A 23,397-nucleotide genomic window follows, 5' to 3' on the forward strand; every position below is an offset into this window, starting at 1 on the left:
AGGGTACTCCTGAAGGGTGATTTCCCGGCGTGAGGCCATTGCCGCTGTTGTTTCAGAGCGATGAAAGTGGATCATCCGGGTTCCTGTTCTTCCGTCAATTTGCCATGTTCCACGTGGAACAATCTGTATTCCGGCATGGTGTGCCGCCATAATTCATCCGGCCTGGGTGCCTCTATCGATGTCACAAACACCTGACATCGTAATTCGTAGAGCTTTTGGGCAAGCATGGCCCTGTGGACGACATCCAGTTCTGCATTGATATCATCCAGCAGAAAGGTAACCTGCTTTCCCAGATCGCTTAGCACCATGCCCTGTGCGATCTTCATTAAAATAACCAGCGTCTTTTGCTGGCCCCGGGAGAAGGTTTCCGCGACCGGTCTCCCCTGGTATCGCAAGCGGATGTCAGCCCGATTGGGACCGTACAGGGTATGGCCCATTTTCTGTTCCTGCTCCCGGTGCGAACGCAGTACCTCGACCAGGGGTTGGCTGGCGTCCCAGCCCACGTAATAGTCCAGCTTGAGCCCCTCAACCCAGGGGGTGTCTATCTCACCGAGTAAACTGTAAAAAGCCTTGGTAAAGAGCCGAAAGGTTTCGTTCCGGGCTTGCGTCAGGCGCTCTGCCAACTCCGTGTACTGTGAATCCCAGACCTTCATCAGAGCGTCATCTATTCTACCATTTCTCAGGATCTGATTCCGCTGTGACGTCACTCTTTGACACTGCTGCCACAACGAAGCAAACGAAGGTTCCACGTGGAACACTGCCCAATCGAGAAACTGCCGGCGTTTTCCGGGCCCGCCGGCAACAATATCAAACACGCCTGGATCGATGACCGAAACGGGCAAATGCCGGGCAAGCGAAGACAGGTTACGAACCGCCTCGCCATCCACTCGAAGCATGGTTTCTTTAGCGGTCACATCCCTGGAGATACCTACACGATGGTTAAGCTCACCAACTGATGATTGTTCTCCTCCCGACATTCCCTGATCCAGACCACCAAACACCGTCAGTTTGTGTTCGCCGTGGCTGACCACCGCCTGATGTCGACCTACCCGGAATGAGCGGCCAAGCCCCAGGTAACCAATGGCTTCCAGAACGCTGGTTTTTCCACTACCGTTAGCGCCATACAACAAATTTATGGAAGGTGAGAAACTGACCGGCACAGGCGAGAGATTGCGGAAATGTTCCGATTGAAGTTTAACGAGCGCCATAGGTCACGATAGGTTATTAACCACCAGGAGACGGGGACAAAAAAGGCAGCGTGCCTTACCGACAACGCTGCCCCAGTGTACAAAACCTTGCGGGTGAACGCGATTAATGCAGCATATTCAACCGCTCGTCCATGAAGACATCCATTTCCGGCGCCAGTATGTGAACGTAACGGTCGAAATACAGGAACTGTTTCAACAGGAGCGCAAACTCCCTTGGAAAATGCAGCCCGTGGCCCTCGCCAATTCGTACCATATCCATCAGGATATTGTTCACGTCATCCTCGGCCTGCTCAGCCTGATAGGGAACTTCATCCGGCACCATAGTATCCATTTGCTGGTAAAGGCGCCGCAGATCGGCTGCCAGTTCAGCCACCTGAACCTTTTGATCGGTGATACCGATGCGAATCATCGCGTCTGCCATGCCTTCAAAATTGCCGACCATGACCGTTGAAATAAAATCACTGACGGCCTGCCAGGTATCCGGACGGATGCGTCCAACAATACCGAAATCAATAAAGCCAACCCGGCCGTCTTTCAGCACCATCAGATTACCCGCATGAACATCAGCATGAAAAAACTCACACTGGGTGAGACTGGAAAACCAGGTGTTCATTGCCGTAATCAGCGTGCGCTCCGGATCCCGCGCGTAACCCCGGATGCTTTCAAGATCCGTCAGAGGCACGCCGTAGAAGCGCTCCATGGTAAGAATGCGACGACTACTGCAGCTTTCGTAAACCCGTGGCACGGTGGCGTCTTCATTGTGGGAGTTATGGAGAAATTCCCGGAACACCTTAAGGTTGTTCGCTTCCTTGATGAAGTCGCATTCCTCCATCATGGTACGCTGGATTTCCTCCACGATCCCCGACAACGATGTCCAGGATAGTTTGGGCGCCAGGGTCTCCAGGATTTTCGCGGACAGGTACAGGAAATTGAGGTCCGTCAGCAGGATGGTTTCCACACCCGGCTTTTGCACCTTGATCACCACATCCTCACCGGTAACCAACTTCGCGGCATGAACCTGTGCAATCGATGCCGACGCCAAAGCCACTGGGTCAATGTCAGAGTAAACGTCTTCGATTGGTCGGCCCAGTTCATCCCGGATAATCTTCCGGATCACACTGAATGGCAGGCTTGGGGTACGGTCCAGACAGTATTGGAATTCCTCTACGTATTCCTTGGGGAAAAACGTGGGGGAGCTGGCAATAAACTGTCCGAGCTTGATGTAGGTGGCACCCAGGGATTCAAACGTCTGCCTGAGCAACCGCGGCGCGGGCGGTCGATCGCCCCGCACCCAATTTACTCCAGCGCGTCCCAACACTGATACGGTCTGACCGATTCGAAAGGCACCCTTGAGGCTGTTCGTCACCGTTCCCATGACTCTCTTCCTTACTGATCCGGTAAATATCTGGCGGCCACGACCAATCCGGCGGACCTACTACAGCCGCATCGGCATGACGACATAGAGGCAGCGACTGTCGTTTTCGGCCTCAATCAACGCACTGCTATTGGGATTGGCCAGGGTTATCTTGACCTGATCCTCATCCAGCGCATTCATCACATCCACCAGGTAGCCTACATTAAAGCCGATCTGAAGTGATTCGCCCTGATACTCGACTGGCAGCGCGTCTTCGGCCTGTTCCTGATCCGGGTTGTTGGCAAATACCTGCAACTCGTTGGGCGCTAGGTTCAGGCGTACGCCACGGATGTTTTCATGGGAAAGAATGCCGGCACGCTGAAGTGTGTTCTTGAGGGTAGCGCGATCCGCCAGGACAACTTTATCCCCACCCCGGGGAATCACCCGGTTATAGTCGGGGAACTTGCCTTCGATCAATTTCGAGGTAAAGGTATAGGACCCAACCGTTGCCCGCAGATGATTATCGCCAATCACCAGGGTCACCGGGGTTTCCACATCATCCAGCAAACGCGCCAGTTCCAGCACACCCTTACGCGGCACGATCACCTGGCGGGGTTCCGGGCAGCCGGTGGGCAAATCAAAATGCGCCATGGCCAATCGATGGCCATCGGTGGCCACGGTGCGAACGTGATCCTTGTCGACTTCCAGCAACAGCCCGTTCAGGTAATAGCGAACATCCTGTTGAGCCATTGCAAAGGCGGTGGCATCGAACATTCGGCTGAGTTCTTTCTGGGGCAGTTCCAGGCCGAAACTTTCCGCATCATCCTCAACGTTGGGAAAATGCTCCGCCGGCAAGGTCGACAGCGTAAAGTGGCTGGCGCCACAACGCAGGTGCAGGCGATCGCCCTCCAACGCCAACTCGATAGGCGCCTCATCACCCAACGCTCGGCAAATATCAGACAGTTTCCGCGCCGGAACTGTAATGCGGCCTGGCTGGTCAACGTGCACCGGTGACACCCGGCCCACCAGTTCCACTTCCATATTGGTACCAGTCAGCGTGAGGGTATTATCCTCAGCCACCAGCAACACGTTGGAGAGAACGGGCATGGTCTGTTTTCGCTCCACCACACCGGCAATGGACTGAAGGGGGGTGAGCAGAGATTCTCGGCTGATCGTCAGTTTCATGGCACTCAGCATTCTTTTATTGGAAGGTGAATGTGTATTGGCTGCCGCTAACCCGGTCAGGTTGTCAGTAGCCGCATAAAGTTCTGATAATCCTCTCGGATGCCAGGATCCGTTTCCTGCAGCTCTACAATCTTTTTGCAGGCATGCAATACCGTGGTGTGATCACGGCCACCAAACGCATCTCCAATTTCCGGCAGGCTGTGATTGGTCAATTCCTTGGCCAGGGACATGGCAACCTGTCTTGGCCGGGTCACAGTGCGGGTACGCCGTTTTGACAACAAATCGGCCACCTTGATCTTGTAGTACTCCGCCACCGTACGCTGGATATTATCGATGCTGACCTGCTTTTCATGCAGCGCCAACAGATCCTTGAGGCTTTCCCGGATAAACGGCGGGGTGATCTCCGAACCAGTGAAGTGAGCATTCGCTATCACCAGACGAAGCGCCCCTTCTAACTCTCGAACGTTTGAACGAATTTTCTGGGCAATGAAAAACGCCGCTTCGCTGCTGAGTTTAACATTCACCTGTTCGGCTTTTTTCATCAGGATAGCGACCCTGGTTTCCAACTCCGGCGGCTCTACCATCACGGTCAGGCCCCAGCCGAAACGGGATTTAAGGCGCTCTTCCATATCCACAATTTCTTTCGGAAAACGGTCACAGGTCACAATAACCTGTTGCCCACCTTCCAGTAACGCATTGAAAGTATGGAAGAATTCCTCCTGTGAGCGTTCCTTTCGGGCGAAAAACTGAATGTCGTCAATCAGTAGCGCGTCCACAGAGCGGTAATAGCGCTTGAACTCATTAATGGCGTTTAATTGGAGCGCCTTCACCATATCCGCCACAAAACGCTCGGAGCGAAGATAGGCCACCTTGGCTCTCGGGTTGCGCCGTACAATGTCATTACCAATGGCATGCATCAGGTGGGTCTTACCCAGACCCACACCACCGTACAAAAACAATGGGTTATAAGCTCCACCAGGGTTCTCCGCCACCTGCATCGAGGCCGCCCGGGCCAACTGGTTCGATTTACCCTCCACAAACGTGTCAAAGGTAAAGCCTTCGTTCAGGAAACTCTGGTGCTTGATGTCACCCTCAACCTGAACCGAACGTCGTTCGCTGGTACTCTTGGCCTTCACCGAAGGCGTGGTCACTGTGGCCGCAACGCCTTTCTCTTCTTCCGTTACCCGGCTACCCGCTTCCTCCTGTTCGGCGGCCACACCACTGACCGCGTTCTCGGAACGGACCACCAGGTCAGATGACCGTGGCGCGGAACCCACCTTCATATCAATCCGAGGTGCCTGGCCACCGTGCAGATCCTTCAGGACTTCTTCAATTCTTCTGAGGTATTTTTCGTTCACCCAGTCCATGACGAACCGATTGGGTGCGAACAGCATCAACTGACCCTCGCGGTGATCCGACTGCAAGGGTCTAAGCCAGGTGTTGAATTGCTGGGCGGGAAACTCGTCCCGGAGTACTTCCAGACACTGATGCCATATGTTGTTCGGCACGACAGTCTTGCCTCCGATGCCTCAGAAATTTCTCGTCACGGATCTCCATGACCCGACGAAAGAGATGACCAAGGATTCTAACCTGAGGGCCTCCCGAGTGAAAGAGCCAAACGCATTTAATAAACAGCCTGTGGAAATTTATTTTCTTTTATTTCAAATTTTTACAGACTTACCTACAGGCTTGTGTACAGAAATATCGTGCAGGAAAAGTTACCCACAGACCTGTGTGTACAGAGCACGCTAAACCCTGTGGACGACACCCCGATGTTCGGTGGATAAATCGCGATCTGAGCAAGCCTGCAACTTACCCACATTTCCTGCCTTGGATATACACAGGCCTCATCCCCACTTCTCAACTACTTTATGAACCATTCAATCCACTGTTTCTAAGCCAATTCCATCGGTTTTCCACAGAAAAAGGCCTGCCTAATAACAGTAATAATAATCCTTAAAGAGAATACAAAAAGACCTAATGAATTTATTACCTGGACTGTGAATCAGCAAAAATGGAAATAACCCAAGGCTGGTCTCGAATAACCATTGAATTCCACCGGCACATTGCATAGAATGCCGCTCCTGTTTTGGCTGTTCATTTTCCAGCCAACGATTGAATTTCCAACATCTGTAATGTGAGACCGACACCATGAAAAGAACGTTTCAACCAAGCGTACTGAAGCGTAAGCGCGTTCACGGTTTCCGTGCCCGCATGGCGACTGCCAACGGCCGTAAGGTCATTTCCCGTCGTCGCGCCAAGGGCCGTGCCCGTCTGTCTGCATAAGACATTGATCGCCTGATGAAGGCTTTGACCTTTCCAAAATCGTCCCGGCTGCTCAAGCCCTCCGATTACGGCAAAGTCTTCGACGATGTACAGCTCAGGGTTCCGCACCGAAATTTCCTGATCCTGGCCACACCCAATTCACTGGGGCACGCCAGGATCGGTTTGGTGTTTTCAAAGAAGAATCTCAAACTGGCGGTACAGCGCAACCGCGTTAAACGCCGGGTTCGGGAAACCTTCAGGCACGAAGAGGGTTACCCTGCCCTGGACATCGTGGTTCTTGGACGGCGAGGATTGACGGAGCTTGATAATGCCGCGCTCAATGCTACCCTGACAGAGCTTTGGGCACGCCTCAGGAAGAAAAACCGCCAGCTCCAGAAACCAACCACATCGGAACTTTCCGGTACCGGCAAAGGAACGGGTTAATGCGCAAACTGCTGCTCCTGCCCATCCGAGTCTACCAGTACGCGATCAGCCCGATGATGGCCAGTCATTGCCGTCACTACCCCACTTGTTCCCAATACGCTGTCGAAGCCATCACCGCCCACGGCGCCATTAGAGGCCTTTTTCTTTCGGTCAAACGTCTAATGAGGTGTCATCCATGGGCAAAAGGCGGGTATGATCCCGTTCCGGGCACTGACGTTCGCACTGAGATAGTACCTTCCATCTGCTGCGGGCCGGCCAGCCAAACCCATAACACTAACCAGACCAAACAGTAAGTTTATGGATATTCAACGCATTGTATTATTTGCCGGCCTTGCCATTGTCAGTTACATGATGGTGCTCGCCTGGAACGAAGACTATAACCAGCCGCAGACCCAACCCGCTACGGAACAGGCCAGTACCGGTACCCAGCCTGCATCGACAGATGACATGACTCTCCCTAGCGAGAGCACCAGTGGCCCGGATACCTCAAGCGAAGAATTCACCACTCCGGAAGGCGATGGCCAGACAATGTCCGCCTCGGAAACATCCTCGGTTTCTGCCAGTGATCAACTCATCACCGTGCGCACCGATGTCTACGAGCTCAAGATCGACCGCGTAGGCGGTAACATGATTGAGAGTTCTCTGTTACAGCACGACCGGTCCCTGGACAGCGAAGAATCACTGAGGGTGTTGACCAATACCAGCAAGCGCACCTACATCATGGAAAGCGGGCTGATTGGCCGCGATGGCATCGACAGCAAACGCAATGGCAGTGCTCCGGTTTACAACGCGTCGGCGTCAGAATACGAACTGCAGGAAGGCGAGAATACACTGACAGTCGATCTCACCTTCACCACCGACAACAATGTCGAAGTCACCAAACAGTATCTCTTTAGCCGAAACAGCTATGAGATCGATGTTCGTTATCAGATCAACAACCAGTCCGATAGCGTCTGGCAGGCAAACATGACCGGCAAGATTGTCCGTGATCAGGCGCCAGACCCAACCGCCCAGAATAGCCTGGGCATACGTGCCTTCCTGGGCATGGTGGTCAGTTCGCCAGAAGATCCTTACGAGAAATTCGATTTTGACGACCTCTCCGAGAACCCGATCAATCAGTCGGTGACCAATGGCTGGCTGGCCTTCCTTCAGCATTACTTCCTGGCCGCCTGGGTGCCCGAACGTGATCAACCGGCCCAGTTCCAGTCCACTCGTCGTGGTCCGCTCTATGTTATGGGATTTGTGTATCCCGCGACCGTCGTGGAGCCAGGTCAAACCAGTGAAGTAACCGCCAAGGCCTATGTGGGTCCCAAGATCATCGAGCGCCTTGAAAACGTTGCCCCGAACCTCGACCGGACGGTTGATTTCGGCTTCCTGTTCTTCATTGCCCTGCCGTTGTTCATTATTCTCGATTGGTTCCACGGGCTGGTTGGCAACTGGGGTGTGGCTATCATCCTGCTGACAGTCCTGGTCAAGGCGGTGTTCTTCAAACTGTCGGCGACCAGTTACCGGTCGATGGCAAGAATGCGAGCGGTGGCTCCCCAACTGACACGGTTGAAAGAACTGTATGGCGATGATCGCCAGCGCATGTCCCAGGAAATGATGGCGTTGTACAAACGGGAGAAGATAAACCCGTTGGGTGGCTGTCTGCCGATACTGGTACAGATGCCGGTCTTTATATCCCTGTACTGGGTGCTGTTTGAAAGTGTGCAGTTGAGACATGCCCCCTTCATGCTGTGGATCCAGGATCTGTCAGTCATGGACCCCTACTTCATTCTGCCGATCCTGATGGGTGCCAGCATGATGTTGCAGATGAGTCTGAACCCGACACCACCGGACCCGATGCAGGCGAAGATCATGAAGTTGATGCCGCTGATCTTTACCGTGTTCTTCCTCTGGTTCCCGGCAGGTCTGGTTCTGTACTGGTTGGTCAACAACATCCTGTCCATCAGCCAGCAGTGGTACATTACCCGCAAGATTGAAGCAGAAGTTGCGGCCAAGAAGAGCTGACCGGTCATCCAACGGTTCCAGTGATTGCGGAGGCTCCTTTTGGGAGCCTCTGTTGTTTCAGGGGGTTTAGGGGGCTCAGGGAGATAGTAACGATGTTTTATGCCACCGATACCATTGCAGCGATTGCCACGGCGCCGGGCCAGTCCGGGGTGGGTATTGTTCGGGTATCTGGCCCGCAGGCGACGGCCATTGCACGACAGATGCTGGGGTTCGAGCCCAGGCCGCGTTACGCCCATTATGGGTCGTTCCTCGACACTCGGGGGGAACTGATCGATGAAGGTATCGGGCTGTATTTTCCCAATCCCCATTCGTTTACCGGCGAAGATGTGTTTGAGCTCCAGGGCCACGGCGGCACCGTTATTCTGGACCTGCTGTTGAGAACGGTGTGCGAACTTGGCGCTCGCCTGGCCCGGCCCGGTGAATTTTCAGAACGGGCTTTCCTGAACGACAAACTGGACCTGACCCAGGCCGAAGCCATTGCTGACCTGATTGAAAGCAGTTCGGAGCAGGCAGCGCGCTGCGCGGTGCGTTCCCTGCAGGGTGTATTTTCCCGCAGAATCGACGCCCTGGTTGAAGCTGTTACCCACCTACGGATTTATGTCGAGGCTGCGATCGATTTCCCGGAAGAGGAAATCGATTTCCTGGCAGACGGCAAAGTGGCGAATGACCTGCAGGCCATTATTGAGGACCTGGATATTATCCTTGCGGAAGCCCAGCAGGGCACCATTCTAAGAGATGGTATGAAGGTGGTGATTGCCGGGCGTCCGAACGCTGGCAAGTCCAGCCTGCTCAATGCCCTGGCGGGACGGGAGGCTGCCATCGTGACCGCGGTTGAAGGCACCACCCGGGATGTATTGCGTGAACACATCCATATTGATGGCATGCCCCTGCACATCATCGATACCGCCGGCCTGCGGGACAGCCCTGACGAAGTGGAACAGATCGGGATTGCCAGGGCCTGGGACGAGATTCGTCAGGCCGACCGTATACTGTTGATGGTGGATGCGACGACCACACCGGAAACCGAACCTCATCAACTGTGGCCGGACTTCATCGACCAGTTACCGCCCGGCGCCCCTCTGACTGTCATCCGTAACAAGGTGGACCTGACTGGCGAACCCGCGGGCATCGAGCAACTGGACGCCAATGCCGCGCCGGTAGTGCGTATTGCGGCCAAATCAGCAGACGGTCTGGAAGAGCTGCGCGATCACCTGAAACAGTGCATGGGATTTGCCAGTACCACCGAGGGCGGCTTTATCGCCCGGCGTCGCCATCTGGATGCCCTTGAACGGTCCCGGGTTTCCCTGCTGCAAGGTGAGGACCAGTTACAGGGCTACGGAGCTGGTGAGCTGTTAGCAGAGGACCTTCGTGCCGCCCAGGATTCGCTTGGAGAGATCACTGGCGCAATGACGCCCGATGACTTGCTGGGAAAAATCTTCAGCAGTTTCTGCATCGGCAAATAAGCCTCGAAAGAAACGGTTTGAACGGGCCTTCTTCCATGTAAAACTAGGCGCTCAATCGACTGTTGAAAACGGCTGGTGAGTGTAGATGTATCGTCCGTATTCCTGTCTTCTGATTTTCGTCCTTCTCAGCGGGTGCGCAAGCGTTGACGGTGATCGTTTGTCCAAGGCGTCGTCGGATTTGCTGGAACGAACCGGGCAGGTGATGAAGAAAATTGTTAACCCGGGATCGTCGAATCCGTACCAAAGGGAGCAGCAGGCGCTGTTTGACCAGCCGTACATCGACCCACTGACGGAATACCTTGCTGAGCACCGCGACGATCCGTCCCGGGCTTCCATGCTGCAACAGGTAGAGCGCGAAAGGGATGCGCGTTGTGAGGCCGTGGCTGAAAAATACGCCAATGAGCCTGCGACCAACGCAATGCTTCAGCGCTATCAAGCCGGCTACAACTACTCATGCCCGGACCATGTTGCTGCCTTTTCGGAACGGGTTGAGCGGCAACCGCCGATACCGGAACCCAAGCCTCCTGCTGAGCCGGAGCCAGCCACGGTGGTGGTTGCCGATGACAACGGAGTTTCAGACCGGGCCCTGAGTGACTGCTACCTATTGACGGCCATTCGTAATTACAGCGAGGCCAGAAAAGCCTGCCAAGGCCCGGCAGACAACGGCGACGTGCGCTCGCAGGCGAATATGGCCACGATTTTCTATGCCTTCGAGGATTACGCCAGTGCACTGGTGTGGGCAGAAAAGGCCGCGCCGGCCTCTGGTGAGGCCGCATTCCTGCTGGGCCAGATGTACGCCACCGGCCATGGTATCGGGCAGGATATGGATCAAGCCGTTTATTGGTACACTGAGGCCGCAAAGCGGGGCCACAAGCAAGCCCAGGCAGCGCTGGACCGGCACCTTGAGGACCTCCCTGCCGGCGACACCTGACCCATTGTCCGAGGATAGCCTTAATGCCAGGGACTCTTCCCAGCCGCCTGAATAACCGGAAAAATCCGTCTTCACGCCAATCCATCATGTGGATGTTGGGTTTGTTGTTGCTGGTGTTTGTTGCTGGAATGTTTCTGTTGTCCAGCCTGAATCTCAGCTACTCACGGGATGCCCTCTCCGAGCTTCGCCGGCAGCAGATCAATGAGGTGGTAGGTGCGGGACTGTCGCGCATCAACGCCCGCCAATCTGCATTGGCGAGCTACACCATGACCCTGGCTAACATCGGCGAGAGTTTTCATGAAATGGTTGCGAGCGGGATGTCCGATAGCGCTTCCCAAGTGCTTCGGGAGAGCCTGGAACACGCCTTGAGGGCGCACTTACAGGATTTTGACGGAGCGGCGGGCGCCGGTCTCTGGTTTGAACCGGGCGTTTTTTCAGAAACAGGCTCCAGCTATATGCCCTACTTTCTACAGGGTAACGACAACACCCTGACGAGGCTGGATACCGAATCCCGCTTTGACCACTATCGCAACGCCCCCTGGTTCAATCGCACACTGGAGCAGGAGTGGACGGCCGACCCCGACAATTCCGGACACGTGTACTGGTCGCCGGTGTATTTCGACCTCAATACCGAAAGAGCGGTGCTGACGCTCGCTACTCCTATGTACGATCGCGAAGGCAACCTGCTGGGCTTGGCCACAACAGCCTGGGGTGCGGACCAGATCATTGATGTCGTCAGTCGCATCACTGTCACCCAACACAGTTTCGCCTTCCTGAATGACCGCAACAATCGCAACCTCTCGAGCCTCAGTCAGGGGGAAGACACTCGTGAGGATCAGGCCCTGATTGATGCCATCCTGGCGCTTGACCTTGGTGCCGATGTTGACGCAGCCCGTCTACCGGGCGAGGTCGGGAAATTGACCACCCGAGGCCTCTCAGTGGGCAACGAAGACTACGAACTCTACTTTGCGGCCACCGCTGGTGGCATGGTCTACGGCGCGGGTGTGCCGCGAAATGAGATCAATGCAGTACTGCTGCCGATGGAGCGCACCAACTACCGGATTCTCGTCGGTACCGTGTCGGCGATGCTGATCCTCAGCCTGTACCTGTTGTACCGAATTATCCAGCTGATTCGCGAATTGCAGGCGTCCTATACTGACGAGCTCACCGGTCTCCCCAACCGTGTTCGTCTGTTGCGGGATCTCCAGAACCGTCAAGCCGCCGCCTTGCTGATTATCAATCTGGACCGTTTCAACCAGATCAACAGCTTGTTCGGCACTGTCTGTGGCGACCATGTGCTCTTGGCGGTTGCCACACGATTGACCGCGTTCAGCCGCGATCACAACGGAGAGATTTTTCGGGTGTACCGTCTTCCCGGCGATGAGTTCGCTATCATGGCACCAGCAATGGAGCCGGAAGTGGCTCACCAACTTGCTGTTCAGGTCCGGCATCTGGTTACGGGCGACCGAGTGTATTGGCAGGAACAGCGCCTGACGGTGGATGTCAGTATTGGCATCGCGCTTTGCAAGAAACGGGAGCCGGAAGATGCCGCCGATCAGTTGGTCAGCCAGGCAAAAGTGGCGGTGCTTCAGGCACGTGAACAGGGCCGCCACCACCTGTTGTATGACCCGGCCGTGGGGGTTGAGGAAAACTACGAAAACAATCTGTACTGGGCCAATCGCCTGAAAGAAGCCATTGACCATGATCGCCTGGTGCCGTGGTTTCAGCCGATCCACGATAACCAGAGTGGCCGTATCTCCAAGTACGAGTGCCTGGTGAGAATGGTAGAACCGGATGGTAGCGTGATCAGTGCTGGCCGTTTTATGGACATCGCCAATAAACTGCGGCTGAACCGGCGTATTACCGAACTGATGATCGAGAAGTGTTTCGCCTGTTTTACCGGGCGCGACGAGGAATTTTCGATCAACCTCTCCTACGGCGACATCACCGAGCCGGAGACCGTCGCTCGAATTCTCTCCGCCATCGAAACTTCAGGCATTGGTGATCGCGTTATCTTCGAGATCCTGGAATCCGATGGTATTACCAATTACGACGATATCCGTGTGTTCATTGAACAGGTCAAACCCTATGGATGCCGTATTGCCATCGACGATTTCGGTACCGGCTACTCCAATTTTTCCCACCTGCTGAGCCTGAACGTGGACTTCATCAAGATTGATGGCAGCCTGATCCGTAATCTCCATCAGGATCACACCGCGTTTCTGGTGACCAGTGGCATTGTCCAGTTCGCCCGCAGTCTGAACATTCAAACGGTGGCGGAGTTTGTCCACAATGAGCCGGTTCAGGAAAGGGTACGGGAATTAGGGATAAACTTTTCCCAGGGCGAACACTTCAGCATGCCGATTCCGGCTCCCGGGTCTGCAGACTAGGCAGACACGCGTTCATTTCCTTACGAAAACACACACTTTTATTGTCAAACACCGCTAAAGCCTGGGTTAGGCTCTAATGGGCAAGTAATAACGCCACGTTGTGGCGATCATGAATGTTAAGGAGGTAAACCGTGCGGAATCTGCTATCCCTGCTGCTGGCTGCTCTGGTCGCAATGGTGAGTGTTTCTACAGCTCAGGCTTATGACAAGCTCTACCTGTATACGGAGAATTTTCCCCCTTACAACATGAGTGCCACTGGCCGCGCTTTTGAACACAAAGGCAACGCCATTGACGGTATCTGCACGGAAATGGTCAAGGCCATTCTGAACAACACCGATCTTGAATATGTGATCAAGCTTAGAAACTGGGACTATGGTTACAATCGGGCGCTGAACAAGAGCAACCACGGCATCTTCTGTACAACCTATACCGAAGAGCGTGCACCCCGATTCAAGTGGATTGGCCCGTTGTCCCGTAATCTGTGGACCGTTTTCGCGCCCCCGGGCACCGATCTGCAGATTGACCGGCTGGAAGACACCAAAGGCATGCTTTTCGGCGGCTACCGCAACGACGTAAAGACCGAGTATCTGATTGAGCATGGATATGAGGTGTCAGCACTGGACAGTGATGACCTCAATCCCAAGCGCCTGGAACTCGGCCAGATTGACCTCTGGCTCGCCGACCGCCTGGGCGGGCCTTATGTGGCGTCGCAGCAGAATGTGGATGGAATCGAGCCCGTTTTCTCTTTCAATGACACCGAGCTGTTTCTCGCCATCAACCCCGAAACCCCCGAAGCCACCATTGAAGCACTTAACGCCGGGCTCAAAAAGGTGCACGAATCCGGCATGTTTGAGGCCATTGAAACCAAATACGGGCTGTAAGCCAGCGTTGGTGGTGTATGAGCGAGGTCTGTGTTTCCAACCTCGCCATACCATCAGCCGCAATCAGTCAGTGAAGGCCATGTGCTCAGGGGCCAGTTGCATCAGATTCCGGCTCGGGCTCAGCATTCCGGTGGCGTGAGCCTGTGCCCGTGGCAACAGGCGTTCGTAGTAGAATTCCGCCGTCGCCAGTTTGGCGCGATAGAAGTCCTCGGAGTCGGCGCCTCCCTTGTCCAGTTTATCAGAGGCAACAGTAGCCATTCGTGCCCACATATAGGCCATGGTGACGTAACCGCTGTACATCAGGAAATCATGGGCTGCTGAACTCACGACGTCACGGTCCTTGCGGGCGGCCAGCATCAGGCGAACCGTCAGCACATTCCATTGCGCGGTCAGTTTGAGCAGCTCCACCGAGAAAGGTCGAACCCGCTTATCGGCCAGGCTCTTGCGGGCAAAGTTCGCCACTTTCAGAGTGAATTCCCTGACCGCGCCACCCCGGGTCATCAGCAACACCTTGCGGCCCAGCAGATCCAGCGCCTGGATACCCGTGGTGCCTTCATAGAGCGTGGCAATCCGGGTATCGCGCACGATCTGTTCCATACCGTGCTCGCGGATGTACCCATGCCCCCCGAATACCTGAACTCCATGGTTCGCGGCTTCGTTACCCAGTTCCGTCAGGAAACCTTTGAGGATGGGCGTCAGGAACCCCAGCTTGTCGTCGTAGGCATCGGCTTTTTTCTGATCGCCGGTGGTGTGGCCTTCCACCATATGGTCAGCGAGCCGCGCGGCGTAATACAGCATCGCCCGCCCGCCTTCGGCGATGGCTTTCTGGGTCAGCAGCATGCGGCGGACATCGGCATGGTGAATCAGGCTGTCGGCCTCCTGTTCCGGTTCCTTCTTTCCTGACAGGGCGCGCATGGAGCGGCGTTCTTTGGCGTACTCCAGCGCCCACTGATAGGACAGTTCCGCCGGGCCGACACCCTGGATGGCGGTGCCGATCCGCGCGGTGTTCATGAAGGTGAACATACAGTTCAATCCCTCGTTCTCCGGGCCGATCAGGAAACCGATGGCATCATCGAAGTTCATCACGCAGGTGGCTGAGGCCTTGATCCCCATTTTCTTTTCCAGGCTGCCACAGGTCACACCATTGGCTTCGCCGACACCACCATTCCCGTCGGGCAGGAACTTGGGCACGATGAACAGGCTGATGCCCCGAGTGCCTTTAGGCGCACCCGGCAAACGGGCCAGCACGATGTGGACGATGTTCTCGGTCAGGTCGTGGTCACCTGAGGAAATGAAGATCTTGGTACCGGAGAGCTTGAAGCTGCCGTTTTCCTGAGGGGCCGCCTTGGTTTTCACCTGTCCCAGATCGGTCCCGCACTGGGGTTCGGTCAGGCACATGGTGCCGCCCCAGCGGCCTTCGGTCAGCGGTACCAGATAGGTTTGTTTCTGGTCTTCGCTACCGTGCAGAAAGATGGTGTTCATGGCGCCCATCGACAGGCCCGGGTACATGGAGAAAGACCAGTTGGCGGTACCCATCATCTCCTGTTTGAACAGGCCCATGGAGGCCGGAAGCCCCTGCCCGCCATACTCCTCCGGTGCCGACAGACCCTGCCAGCCGCCCTGCGCGTACTGTTGATAGGCTTCACGGTAGCCCGCGGGGGTGATGACTTCGCCGTTATCCAGTTTGCAGCCTTCCTCGTCGCCGCTCTGGTAGAGCGGGCTCAATACTTCTTCGCAGAATTTGCCGCATTCGTTGAGTATCGCATCGACGATATCAGGAGTGGCATTCTCCCCGGTCTTCAAGCGAGTGTAGTGCCCTGGGTAGTCGAAAACCTCGTTGAGCAGGAACTTCATGTCGCGTAAGGGTGCCTTGTACACCGGCATAGCAAATACCTCTGTGGTTCTGTTTCCATTGCCCGATGTTTTACGGCATTGCCGGCGACCTGCCATTGACGGAAACCGCCATGCCCCCTGTCAAAAAGGACAATTGGCTGAAATGACGCGAGCATGCACGCCGACGTCCTCTAATGATCGATAACAACGTGATGGGCGTATTTGAAGGGCCGATCATCCATTCTGAATAGCCAGGGGAGTGTAAATATCATGCAAATATCGATTGGGACCAACAGGATCACTGGTTTGCCCCGCTGTCTCTGGTTATTGTTGGCGACAGTGTTGCTTGCCGGCTGTGCGGGGCCGGCGCTTGAGGACTACAGTGATCGCGGGCCGGTGTTGACGCCCCAGGAATTCTTTACCGGCGAACTTTCCGCCCGGGGTGTGGTCAAGGATTTCTCGGGCGAAGTGATTCGCACCTTCGATGCGGATATCTCCGCCAGTTGGGACAGCAACGGCGTCGGCACCCTGGATGAGGAGTTCCGCTTCGACGATGGCGAAGTCCAGACCCGGGTATGGACGCTGACACCCGACAACGGCGAATTGCACGCCGATGCCGGTGATGTGGTGGAGCCCGGCACCATGCGTTGGCAAGGCAATGCCATTAATATGAATTATGTCCTGCGGGTGTCCTATGGCGACGGCACCATTGACGTCCGCATGGATGACTGGATGTACCTGATTACACCGGACACCCTGATTAACCAGACCACCATGACGAAATGGGGGATTGAAGTCGGGGAGATCGTGCTGGTGATCAGCAAACGATAGCCCATGTCGAACCTTCAGCCGGTTGTAGGGGCACAATCAAGCAGACGGATAATGCAATTATGGTTAAGCAATGGTTGATCGCTCTGGTGCTCGTGGTTTTGGCCGCCGGGGGGGCATTCTCCTGGCAGCATCTGACCGGCGAGCAGGCGGCGGACGCCCAGCGGGAACGCCCTGCAAGCAAGGTAAATACGGTCACCCCCGAAATGGAGCTGGTCAGTGACACCGTCAGGGCGGTGGGTAGCCTTAAGGCCCGGGATCAGGTGGAACTGACCACCGAAGTTAGCGGTCGTGTCGTTGAAATGAACCTTGATGCTGGAAAACGGGTCCAGTCCGGTGACCTGTTGCTGCGGCTGGATGATCGTCAGGCCAGCGCCGATCTGCAGGTGGCGGAAGCCACCCTCTCCGACGCCCGTCGCCAGTTTGATCGCGCCCGGAAACTCCAGGCCAACAACAGCATATCCCAGTCCCAGGTGGATGAACTGCGCACCGCTGTTGATGTGGCGGAAGCCCAGCGCGAGGCGGCACGTACCCGCCTCGACAACCACCGTATTGAAGCGCCGTTTGCCGGGGTTATTGGCCTTTCCGATATCAGCCTGGGAACCTATCTCGGTGCAGGCACGTCGGTGGCCACCCTGGATTCCACCACCAAGATGGAACTGGGGTTCGCCATCCCCGAGCGTTTCCTGGGTCAGATTAACATTGGCCAGACCGTGCGGGGTACGTCTCCGGCCTATTCCGGGGAAACCTTTGGCGGTGAACTGGTGGAGCTGGGCACGCGAATTGATGAGCTGAGCCGAACACTGCCGGTCCGGGCGCTGATCGACAATCCCGATGGCAAACTCCGGCCTGGCCAGTTCATGTCGGCCACGCTGACACTCCGCGAACGAGAATCCCTGGTCATTCCCGAGCAGGCAGTAATGATTCGCGGTGACGAGAAGTATGTGTTCGTGGCCGAAGACGGTATCGCCCGACGGGTTTCGGTGACCCTGGGGTCCCGGATGCCTGGCCTGGTGGAAATCGTTGACGGACTGTCGCTGGATGAGCAGGTGATTGTAACGGGCCAGGACAGATTGAGCAGTGGCGACAGGATCAGTGTGGTGGAAGGGGAAAACGTGATTCCCGACAACCGCTTTGCCAACTCCCTGGAGTCCTGAACCGTGATCCTGTCTGATGTCTCCATCAAACGCCCTGTCTTTGCGACGGTTCTCAGTCTTCTTATTGTGGTTTTCGGGTTGGCGGCGCTGCTGGGGCTTCCGGTGCGGGAGTATCCGGACATTGACCCACCCGTGGTGTCCATTTCCACGGATTACATCGGCGCCGCCGCCGAAGTGGTGGACACCCAGATCACTCAGGTGGTTGAAGGGGCTATCAGTGGGATCGAAGGTATTCGCTCCATTGAGTCCTCCACCGAACAGGGCGAATCCCGAACCAGTATCGAATTTACCATTTCCCGCAATGTCGACATCGCCGCCAACGATGTGCGCGATGCCGTGTCCCGCATTGCCGATCAGCTGCCCGAAGAGGCTGAGGCGCCGGTCGTCCAGAAGGCCGACTCGGACGCTCGCCCGATGATGTGGGTGACCCTGCGCAGTGACATCTGGGACAGTGCGGAATTGAGCGATTTTGCCGAACGGGTGCTTGCCGACCGACTGTCGGTACTGGATGGCGTTGCCGACGTACGCATTGGTGGTGAGCGGCGCTACGCCATCCGGGTCTGGCTGGACCGTGAACGCCTGGCGGCACGGGATATCACCGTGGCCGAAGTCGAGCGTTCACTGCGAGCCAATAACGTTGAACTCCCCGCGGGTTCGGTGGACTCTTCCACCCGTAACTTCACGGTGCGTGCGGAAGGCCGGCTCACCAATGTGGAGCAGTTCCGTGATCTGGTGATTCGTCGCGACGGCAATGATCTTCTGCGCCTCGGCGAGGTGGCGAATGTCCAGATGGGGGTTGAGTCCGATGTCAGCCGACTGCGGGCCAACGGCAAGACTGCAATCGGCATGGGCATCATTCGTCAATCCAAGGCCAACACGGTGGCGGTGTCCGATGCCGTGCGTGCGGAGCTGGAGAAGATACGCGAGACCCTGCCCCCGGAAGTGACCATTGCCGAAAGCTACGACGAGTCGATATTCATCCGCGCGTCGATCAAGGAAGTGGTGTTTACGCTCGCCATTGCGGTGTCCCTGGTCATTCTGGTGATCTTCCTGTTCCTGCGGTCCTGGCGGGCCACCTTGATACCGGCGGTGACCATCCCGGTGGCGGTTATCGGCGCCTTTATCGGGCTGGGCTTCCTCGGTTTCTCCATCAACGTACTGACCTTGCTTGCAGTCATTCTGGCCATTGGTCTGGTGGTGGACGACGCCATCGTCATGCTGGAAAACATCCAGCGCCGGATCGATGAGGGCGAACCGCCACTGCTGGCGTCGTATCGCGGCGCCAAGCAGGTGGCCTTTGCCGTTATTGCCACCACGCTCACCCTGGTGGCGGTGTTCGTGCCGATTTCGTTTATGGGCGGCAACATCGGGCGACTGTTTGCCGAGTTTGGCTTCACTCTGGCGGCGGCGGTGGTGGTGTCCAGCCTGGTGGCACTTACCCTGGCGCCCATGCTGTGCTCGAAATGGTTGCGGCATAGCCCGGAATCGGCGGAAGGGCACCGTTTGTGGGCGGCCAGTGAGAAAGTGCTCAACGGTCTGACCCAAGGCTACGAGCGTATGCTCCGATTCGCCCTAAACCAGCCGGGGTTGTTGCTGGGCCTTGGGCTCGTCGGGCTTATCGTTGCCATCGTGATTTTTCCAAGATTGCCGCAGGAGTTGGCACCCACAGAAGACCGGGGCGTCATCATCATGCCGACCAGCGCCCCACGGGGTTCGACGGTCGAGTTCACCGATCATTATGTGCGTCAGGCGGAGCAGGAACTGTTGCCTTACCTGGAAGAGGGTGTCTCCAATCGGTTGCTGTCAATCGTTGGCTTCCGCGACGAAGAGGACAACGCGTTCATGATCATGGGCCTGGTGCCCTGGGAAGACCGTGAGATCAAACAACAACAGATCACCAGCGAGCTGCGAGGCAAGCTTAGCCAGGTCACAGGTATTCGCGCGATTGCGGTGAACCCACCGGGGCTTGGGCAGCGCGGCTTTGATCAACCAGTGGAATTCGTGGTGGCCGGGCCGGATTACGAAAGTGTGCAGGCCTGGAGCGAGGAAATCGTCGAGCGAGCGAAGGACAACCCGAACCTGCTGAACCTGGACACTGATTTCGAACTGACCCGCCCCGAACTGCGTGTGTCCATCGACCGGGAGCGCGCCGCGGACCTGGATGTCACCATCGAAGATGTGGGTCTGACGCTGCAGACCATGCTGGCATCACGGCAAGTCACCACCTACCTGGACCGCGGACGCGAATACGACGTCATCCTCCAGGCCGCGGACGCTGATCGGGCGACGCCGTCGGACCTGGGGCAGATCTTCCTGCGCCCCCGTGAGGGAGGCACTCTGATCCCTCTCCAGGCGCTGGTGTCGGTGGAGGAAATCGGTGCCAATCCCGACCTGAGACGCATCGACCGCTTGCCGGCGGTTGTCATCAGTGCCTCGCTGGCCGATGGCTATGATCTGGGGTCGGCACTGACGTATCTGAACAACCTGGCTGTGGATAACCTTCCGCCGGAGGCGAGGGTGAGCTACAAGGGACTATCGAGGGAATTTCAGGAATCGTCGTCGGCGATCTATGTCACCTTTGGCCTGGCATTCGTAATTGTCTTCCTGGTGTTGGCTGCCCAGTTCGAAAGCTGGATTCACCCGTTGATCATCATGCTGTCGGTACCATTGGCGGTTACCGGAGCCCTGCTGGGCCTGTGGTGGGCCGGCATCAGCCTGAATATCTACAGCCAGATTGGCATAATCATGTTGCTGGGGTTGATGGCGAAGAACGGCATATTGATTGTCGAGTTTGCCAACCAGCTCCGGGATAAGGGCTATGACGTGAAGGACGCGATTCTGGAAGGTGCCAGCCTGCGCTTCCGGCCGGTGTTGATGACCACCATATCCACGGTCTTCGGTGCCGTGCCTTTGGTGCTCGCAACGGGCGCGGGGGCGGAAAGCCGGGCGTCGATCGGTATCGTCATCCTCGGCGGGCTGGTGTTCGCCACCACCCTGACTCTGTTTATCATTCCGGTGCTCTACAACCTGTTGGCGCGGTTTGCCAAGTCCACCAACGCGATTGCACTGGAGCTTGAAAAACAGGCCAGCCGGTCCCCTGGTGGTCGCGGCATGGCGGCCGCCCCGCAATCGAAAGAGATGGATCAGTTCTGACGACCGCAGGTAGCACCAAACTGTGGATAATTTATTGGATAACCTTCGGATAAGCTTTGGTTAAAACAAAAATAATTATTATAAAACAAGAAATTAAGCAACATTATGGGGCGTTTTAGAGCACTTCTGAGATGTGGATAACTTTCTTGAAAAGTTTTCTGAGAAGGTGTCTACAAGCCGCTGATATCTGTCAGATTTCGGTTATCCACTATTCGTGAAACCCGGCGTGGAACCCTGTATATCGGGTAGGTAATGCTCGAGGTCTTTCGATTACCCCGCCTGTCTGGTTAAAATTTGCACATTCTGACTGCAATTTACCGGGTGAGGCGTTATACTCCCCGCCCTGATTTTCAGGCTGTTTCCTGAGACCGAGAAATTTTCTGAGTCCCCGTTTGCCGAGGTGATGTTGTGGATTATCCGACCCGTTTCGATGTCATAGTCATTGGTGGTGGCCATGCCGGCACTGAAGCCGCGCTGGCGGCTGCACGCATGGGTTCGCAGACCCTGCTGCTGACCCACAACATTGAGACCTTGGGCCAGATGTCCTGCAATCCCGCCATTGGCGGCATCGGCAAGAGCCATCTGGTCAAGGAAATCGATGCTCTCGGCGGTGCCATGGCCATGGCGACCGATAAGGCGGGCATCCAGTTCCGCGTGCTCAACTTGCGCAAGGGACCGGCGGTACGAGCCACCCGCGCCCAGGCGGACCGGGTGCTGTACAAGGCGGCGATCCGCGAAATCCTCGAGAACCAGCCCAACCTGACCCTGTTCCAGCAGGCTGCTGACGACCTGATTGTGGATGGTGAGCGCATTACCGGCGTGGTGACCCAGTCCGGCATTCGTTTTCGCGCGCCCACGGTGGTGCTGACCACCGGAACCTTCCTTGGCGGTGTTATCCACATCGGCATGCAGCAGCATTCCGGTGGCCGTGCCGGTGACGCACCGGCAAACGCGCTGGCACAGCGTTTACGAGAACTGCCGTTCAACGTCGGGCGCCTGAAAACCGGCACCCCACCCCGTATCGATGCCCGCAGCGTGAATTTCTCCGTGATGCAGGAGCAATGGGGTGATGACCCGGCGCCCGTGATGTCCTTCGTGGGTTCCCGTAACCAGCATCCTGAACAGGTATGTTGTTACGTTACCCGCACCACCGAACAAACCCACGACATCATTCGCAGTGGCTTTGACCGGTCGCCCATGTTTGCCGGTAACATCGAAGGCATCGGGCCTCGCTATTGCCCGTCCATCGAGGACAAGGTAAGCCGGTTTGCCGACAAGGACTCGCACCAGATTTTCGTGGAGCCGGAAGGGCTGACGACGAATGAGCTATACCCCAACGGCATCTCCACCAGTCTTCCGTTCGATATCCAGCTTGCCGCTGTGCGCACCATTCCAGGCTTCGAGAATGCCCACATTACGCGGCCCGGCTACGCCATCGAGTACGACTTCCTGAACCCACAGGATCTGCGCCACACCCTGGAAACCAAATTCATTCAGGGCCTGTACTTTGCGGGCCAGATCAATGGCACTACTGGTTATGAAGAAGCCGGTGCCCAGGGCCTTCTCGCGGGTATCAACGCGGCATTGCGTGCCCAGGACAAGGACGAATGGTACCCCCGCCGTGACGAAGCCTACCTCGGCGTTCTGGTGGACGACCTGATCACCATGGGTACCTCCGAGCCGTACCGCATGTTTACCAGCCGTGCTGAATACCGGCTGATCCTGCGGGAGGACAACGCCGACCTTCGCCTGACGGAAACCGGTCACAAGCTCGGGTTGGTGGATGACCAACGCTGGCAGGCCTTCAACAGCAAGCGTGAAGCCATCGCGACTGAACGTCAGCGCCTGGAAACCACGCGCATTCATCCGGGTACATCTGGCGGTGACGCCGCCAACAGCCACCTGCGCCAGCCCATGAACCGCGACCAGACACTCGCAGAGCTGCTGCGGCGCCCGGAAATCAACTATCGCCACATTGCTGACATGGCCGAAGGCCAAGCAGACGACCCTGCGGTGGCGGATCAGGTGGAAATCGAGATCAAGTACGAGGGTTATATCTCCCGCCAGGCGGACGAAATCGAGCGCCTGCGCCGGAATGAAAATACCCGTTTACCGGATGATATTGATTTTGATGCCATCGGCGGGCTGTCCAACGAGATCAAGCAGAAGCTCAAGGAAGTACGGCCGGAAACCGTGGCCCAGGCCTCACGCATCCAGGGCGTGACCCCGGCCGCCATTTCCCAGGTGCTGGTACATCTCAAGAAGCGCGACCTGCTGCGCAAGCAATCCGCCTGA

Annotated in this window: 17 protein-coding genes; 12 read left to right on the forward strand and 5 right to left on the reverse strand. The window is 56.4% G+C overall.

Features of this window, described 5'->3' with window-relative positions:
* Positions 1-71: 71 nt before the first annotated feature.
* The 4 genes from recF to dnaA form a co-directional block, all read right to left on the reverse strand.
* Positions 72-1,208, reverse strand: a complete 1,137-nt coding sequence (gene recF, locus R1T46_RS03990) for a DNA replication/repair protein RecF (RefSeq protein ID WP_317307406.1) — start codon at positions 1,206-1,208, stop codon at positions 72-74.
* 103 nt (positions 1,209-1,311) lie between these two features.
* Positions 1,312-2,583 (reverse strand): AarF/ABC1/UbiB kinase family protein, encoded by a 1,272-nt coding sequence (locus R1T46_RS03995; protein ID WP_317307407.1) that lies wholly within the window; start codon positions 2,581-2,583, stop codon positions 1,312-1,314.
* A 60-nt stretch (positions 2,584-2,643) separates the two neighbouring features.
* The gene (gene dnaN / locus R1T46_RS04000) at positions 2,644-3,747 is read right to left on the reverse strand and encodes a DNA polymerase III subunit beta (RefSeq protein ID WP_317307408.1); all 1,104 of its coding nucleotides are present in this window, start codon (positions 3,745-3,747) and stop codon (positions 2,644-2,646) included.
* Between the two features lie 56 nt (positions 3,748-3,803).
* Positions 3,804-5,255: a chromosomal replication initiator protein DnaA gene (gene dnaA, locus R1T46_RS04005; protein WP_036211752.1), complete on the reverse strand. Its 1,452-nt coding sequence runs from the start codon at positions 5,253-5,255 to the stop codon at positions 3,804-3,806.
* Between the two features lie 643 nt (positions 5,256-5,898).
* Between dnaA and rpmH the strand changes: the two genes are divergently transcribed.
* The 8 genes from rpmH (at position 5,899) to R1T46_RS04045 (ending at position 14,131) form a co-directional block, all read left to right on the forward strand.
* Entirely contained in the window at positions 5,899-6,033 is a 135-nt protein-coding gene (rpmH, locus tag R1T46_RS04010) for a 50S ribosomal protein L34 (protein ID WP_008172542.1), read from the forward strand.
* A 15-nt stretch (positions 6,034-6,048) separates the two neighbouring features.
* Positions 6,049-6,456: a ribonuclease P protein component gene (rnpA, locus tag R1T46_RS04015; protein WP_317307409.1), complete on the forward strand. Its 408-nt coding sequence runs from the start codon at positions 6,049-6,051 to the stop codon at positions 6,454-6,456.
* Complete coding sequence (gene yidD / locus R1T46_RS04020) at positions 6,456-6,749, forward strand: membrane protein insertion efficiency factor YidD (RefSeq protein WP_317307410.1); 294 nt, start codon at positions 6,456-6,458, stop codon at positions 6,747-6,749. Before rnpA ends, yidD begins: the two co-directional genes overlap by 1 nt.
* A 4-nt stretch (positions 6,750-6,753) precedes the next feature.
* On the forward strand, positions 6,754-8,466 hold the full coding sequence (gene yidC, locus R1T46_RS04025) for a membrane protein insertase YidC (protein WP_317307411.1): 1,713 nt from the start codon (positions 6,754-6,756) through the stop codon (positions 8,464-8,466).
* Positions 8,467-8,558: 92 nt separating this feature from the next.
* On the forward strand, positions 8,559-9,929 hold the full coding sequence (gene mnmE, locus R1T46_RS04030; protein WP_317307412.1) for a tRNA uridine-5-carboxymethylaminomethyl(34) synthesis GTPase MnmE: 1,371 nt from the start codon (positions 8,559-8,561) through the stop codon (positions 9,927-9,929).
* Positions 9,930-10,086: 157 nt separating this feature from the next.
* Complete coding sequence (locus R1T46_RS04035) at positions 10,087-10,860, forward strand: tetratricopeptide repeat protein (RefSeq protein WP_317307413.1); 774 nt, start codon at positions 10,087-10,089, stop codon at positions 10,858-10,860.
* A 23-nt stretch (positions 10,861-10,883) separates the two neighbouring features.
* Positions 10,884-13,250, forward strand: coding sequence for an EAL domain-containing protein (locus tag R1T46_RS04040; protein WP_317307414.1), 2,367 nt, complete (start codon positions 10,884-10,886; stop codon positions 13,248-13,250).
* Between the two features lie 131 nt (positions 13,251-13,381).
* On the forward strand, positions 13,382-14,131 hold the full coding sequence (locus tag R1T46_RS04045) for a substrate-binding periplasmic protein (protein WP_286810731.1): 750 nt from the start codon (positions 13,382-13,384) through the stop codon (positions 14,129-14,131).
* Positions 14,132-14,194: 63 nt separating this feature from the next.
* On the opposite strand, the gene R1T46_RS04050 is transcribed toward R1T46_RS04045, so the two are convergent.
* Positions 14,195-16,015, reverse strand: a complete 1,821-nt coding sequence (locus tag R1T46_RS04050; protein WP_317307415.1) for an acyl-CoA dehydrogenase C-terminal domain-containing protein — start codon at positions 16,013-16,015, stop codon at positions 14,195-14,197.
* A 219-nt stretch (positions 16,016-16,234) separates the two neighbouring features.
* Here R1T46_RS04050 and R1T46_RS04055 point away from each other — a divergent pair, with 219 nt between their 5' ends.
* The 4 genes from R1T46_RS04055 to mnmG all read left to right on the forward strand — a co-directional run bounded on the left by R1T46_RS04055 (position 16,235) and on the right by mnmG (position 23,397).
* A complete protein-coding gene (locus tag R1T46_RS04055; protein ID WP_317307416.1) occupies positions 16,235-16,795 on the forward strand; it encodes a DUF3833 domain-containing protein in 561 nt (186 codons plus the stop codon).
* Between the two features lie 59 nt (positions 16,796-16,854).
* Positions 16,855-17,949 carry an efflux RND transporter periplasmic adaptor subunit gene (locus tag R1T46_RS04060; RefSeq protein ID WP_317307417.1) on the forward strand — a complete coding sequence of 365 codons (1,095 nt, stop codon included), beginning with the start codon at positions 16,855-16,857 and terminating at the stop codon, positions 17,947-17,949.
* 3 nt (positions 17,950-17,952) lie between these two features.
* Positions 17,953-21,102 (forward strand): efflux RND transporter permease subunit, encoded by a 3,150-nt coding sequence (locus R1T46_RS04065; RefSeq protein ID WP_317307418.1) that lies wholly within the window; start codon positions 17,953-17,955, stop codon positions 21,100-21,102.
* Between the two features lie 408 nt (positions 21,103-21,510).
* Positions 21,511-23,397, forward strand: coding sequence for a tRNA uridine-5-carboxymethylaminomethyl(34) synthesis enzyme MnmG (gene mnmG / locus R1T46_RS04070; RefSeq protein ID WP_317307419.1), 1,887 nt, complete (start codon positions 21,511-21,513; stop codon positions 23,395-23,397).

Source organism: Marinobacter salarius, assembly GCF_032922745.1.
In the GTDB taxonomy this organism is placed as follows: Bacteria; Pseudomonadota; Gammaproteobacteria; order Pseudomonadales; family Oleiphilaceae; genus Marinobacter.

Excerpts from the sequence above, each read along its gene's own strand:
- R1T46_RS03995 (WP_317307407.1), bottom strand. The coding sequence starts at position 2,583 with ATGGGAACGGTGACGAACAGCCTCAAGGGTGCCTTTCGAATCGGTCAG.
- dnaN (WP_317307408.1), bottom strand. The coding sequence starts at position 3,747 with ATGAAACTGACGATCAGCCGAGAATCTCTGCTCACCCCCCTTCAGTCC.
- R1T46_RS04040 (WP_317307414.1), top strand. The coding sequence starts at position 10,884 with ATGCCAGGGACTCTTCCCAGCCGCCTGAATAACCGGAAAAATCCGTCT.
- rnpA (WP_317307409.1), top strand. The coding sequence starts at position 6,049 with ATGAAGGCTTTGACCTTTCCAAAATCGTCCCGGCTGCTCAAGCCCTCC.
- mnmE (WP_317307412.1), top strand. The coding sequence starts at position 8,559 with ATGTTTTATGCCACCGATACCATTGCAGCGATTGCCACGGCGCCGGGC.
- yidD (WP_317307410.1), top strand. The coding sequence starts at position 6,456 with ATGCGCAAACTGCTGCTCCTGCCCATCCGAGTCTACCAGTACGCGATC.
- yidC (WP_317307411.1), top strand. The coding sequence starts at position 6,754 with ATGGATATTCAACGCATTGTATTATTTGCCGGCCTTGCCATTGTCAGT.
- recF (WP_317307406.1), bottom strand. The coding sequence starts at position 1,208 with ATGGCGCTCGTTAAACTTCAATCGGAACATTTCCGCAATCTCTCGCCT.
- R1T46_RS04055 (WP_317307416.1), top strand. The coding sequence starts at position 16,235 with ATGCAAATATCGATTGGGACCAACAGGATCACTGGTTTGCCCCGCTGT.
- rpmH (WP_008172542.1), top strand. The coding sequence starts at position 5,899 with ATGAAAAGAACGTTTCAACCAAGCGTACTGAAGCGTAAGCGCGTTCAC.
- R1T46_RS04050 (WP_317307415.1), bottom strand. The coding sequence starts at position 16,015 with ATGCCGGTGTACAAGGCACCCTTACGCGACATGAAGTTCCTGCTCAAC.
- R1T46_RS04060 (WP_317307417.1), top strand. The coding sequence starts at position 16,855 with ATGGTTAAGCAATGGTTGATCGCTCTGGTGCTCGTGGTTTTGGCCGCC.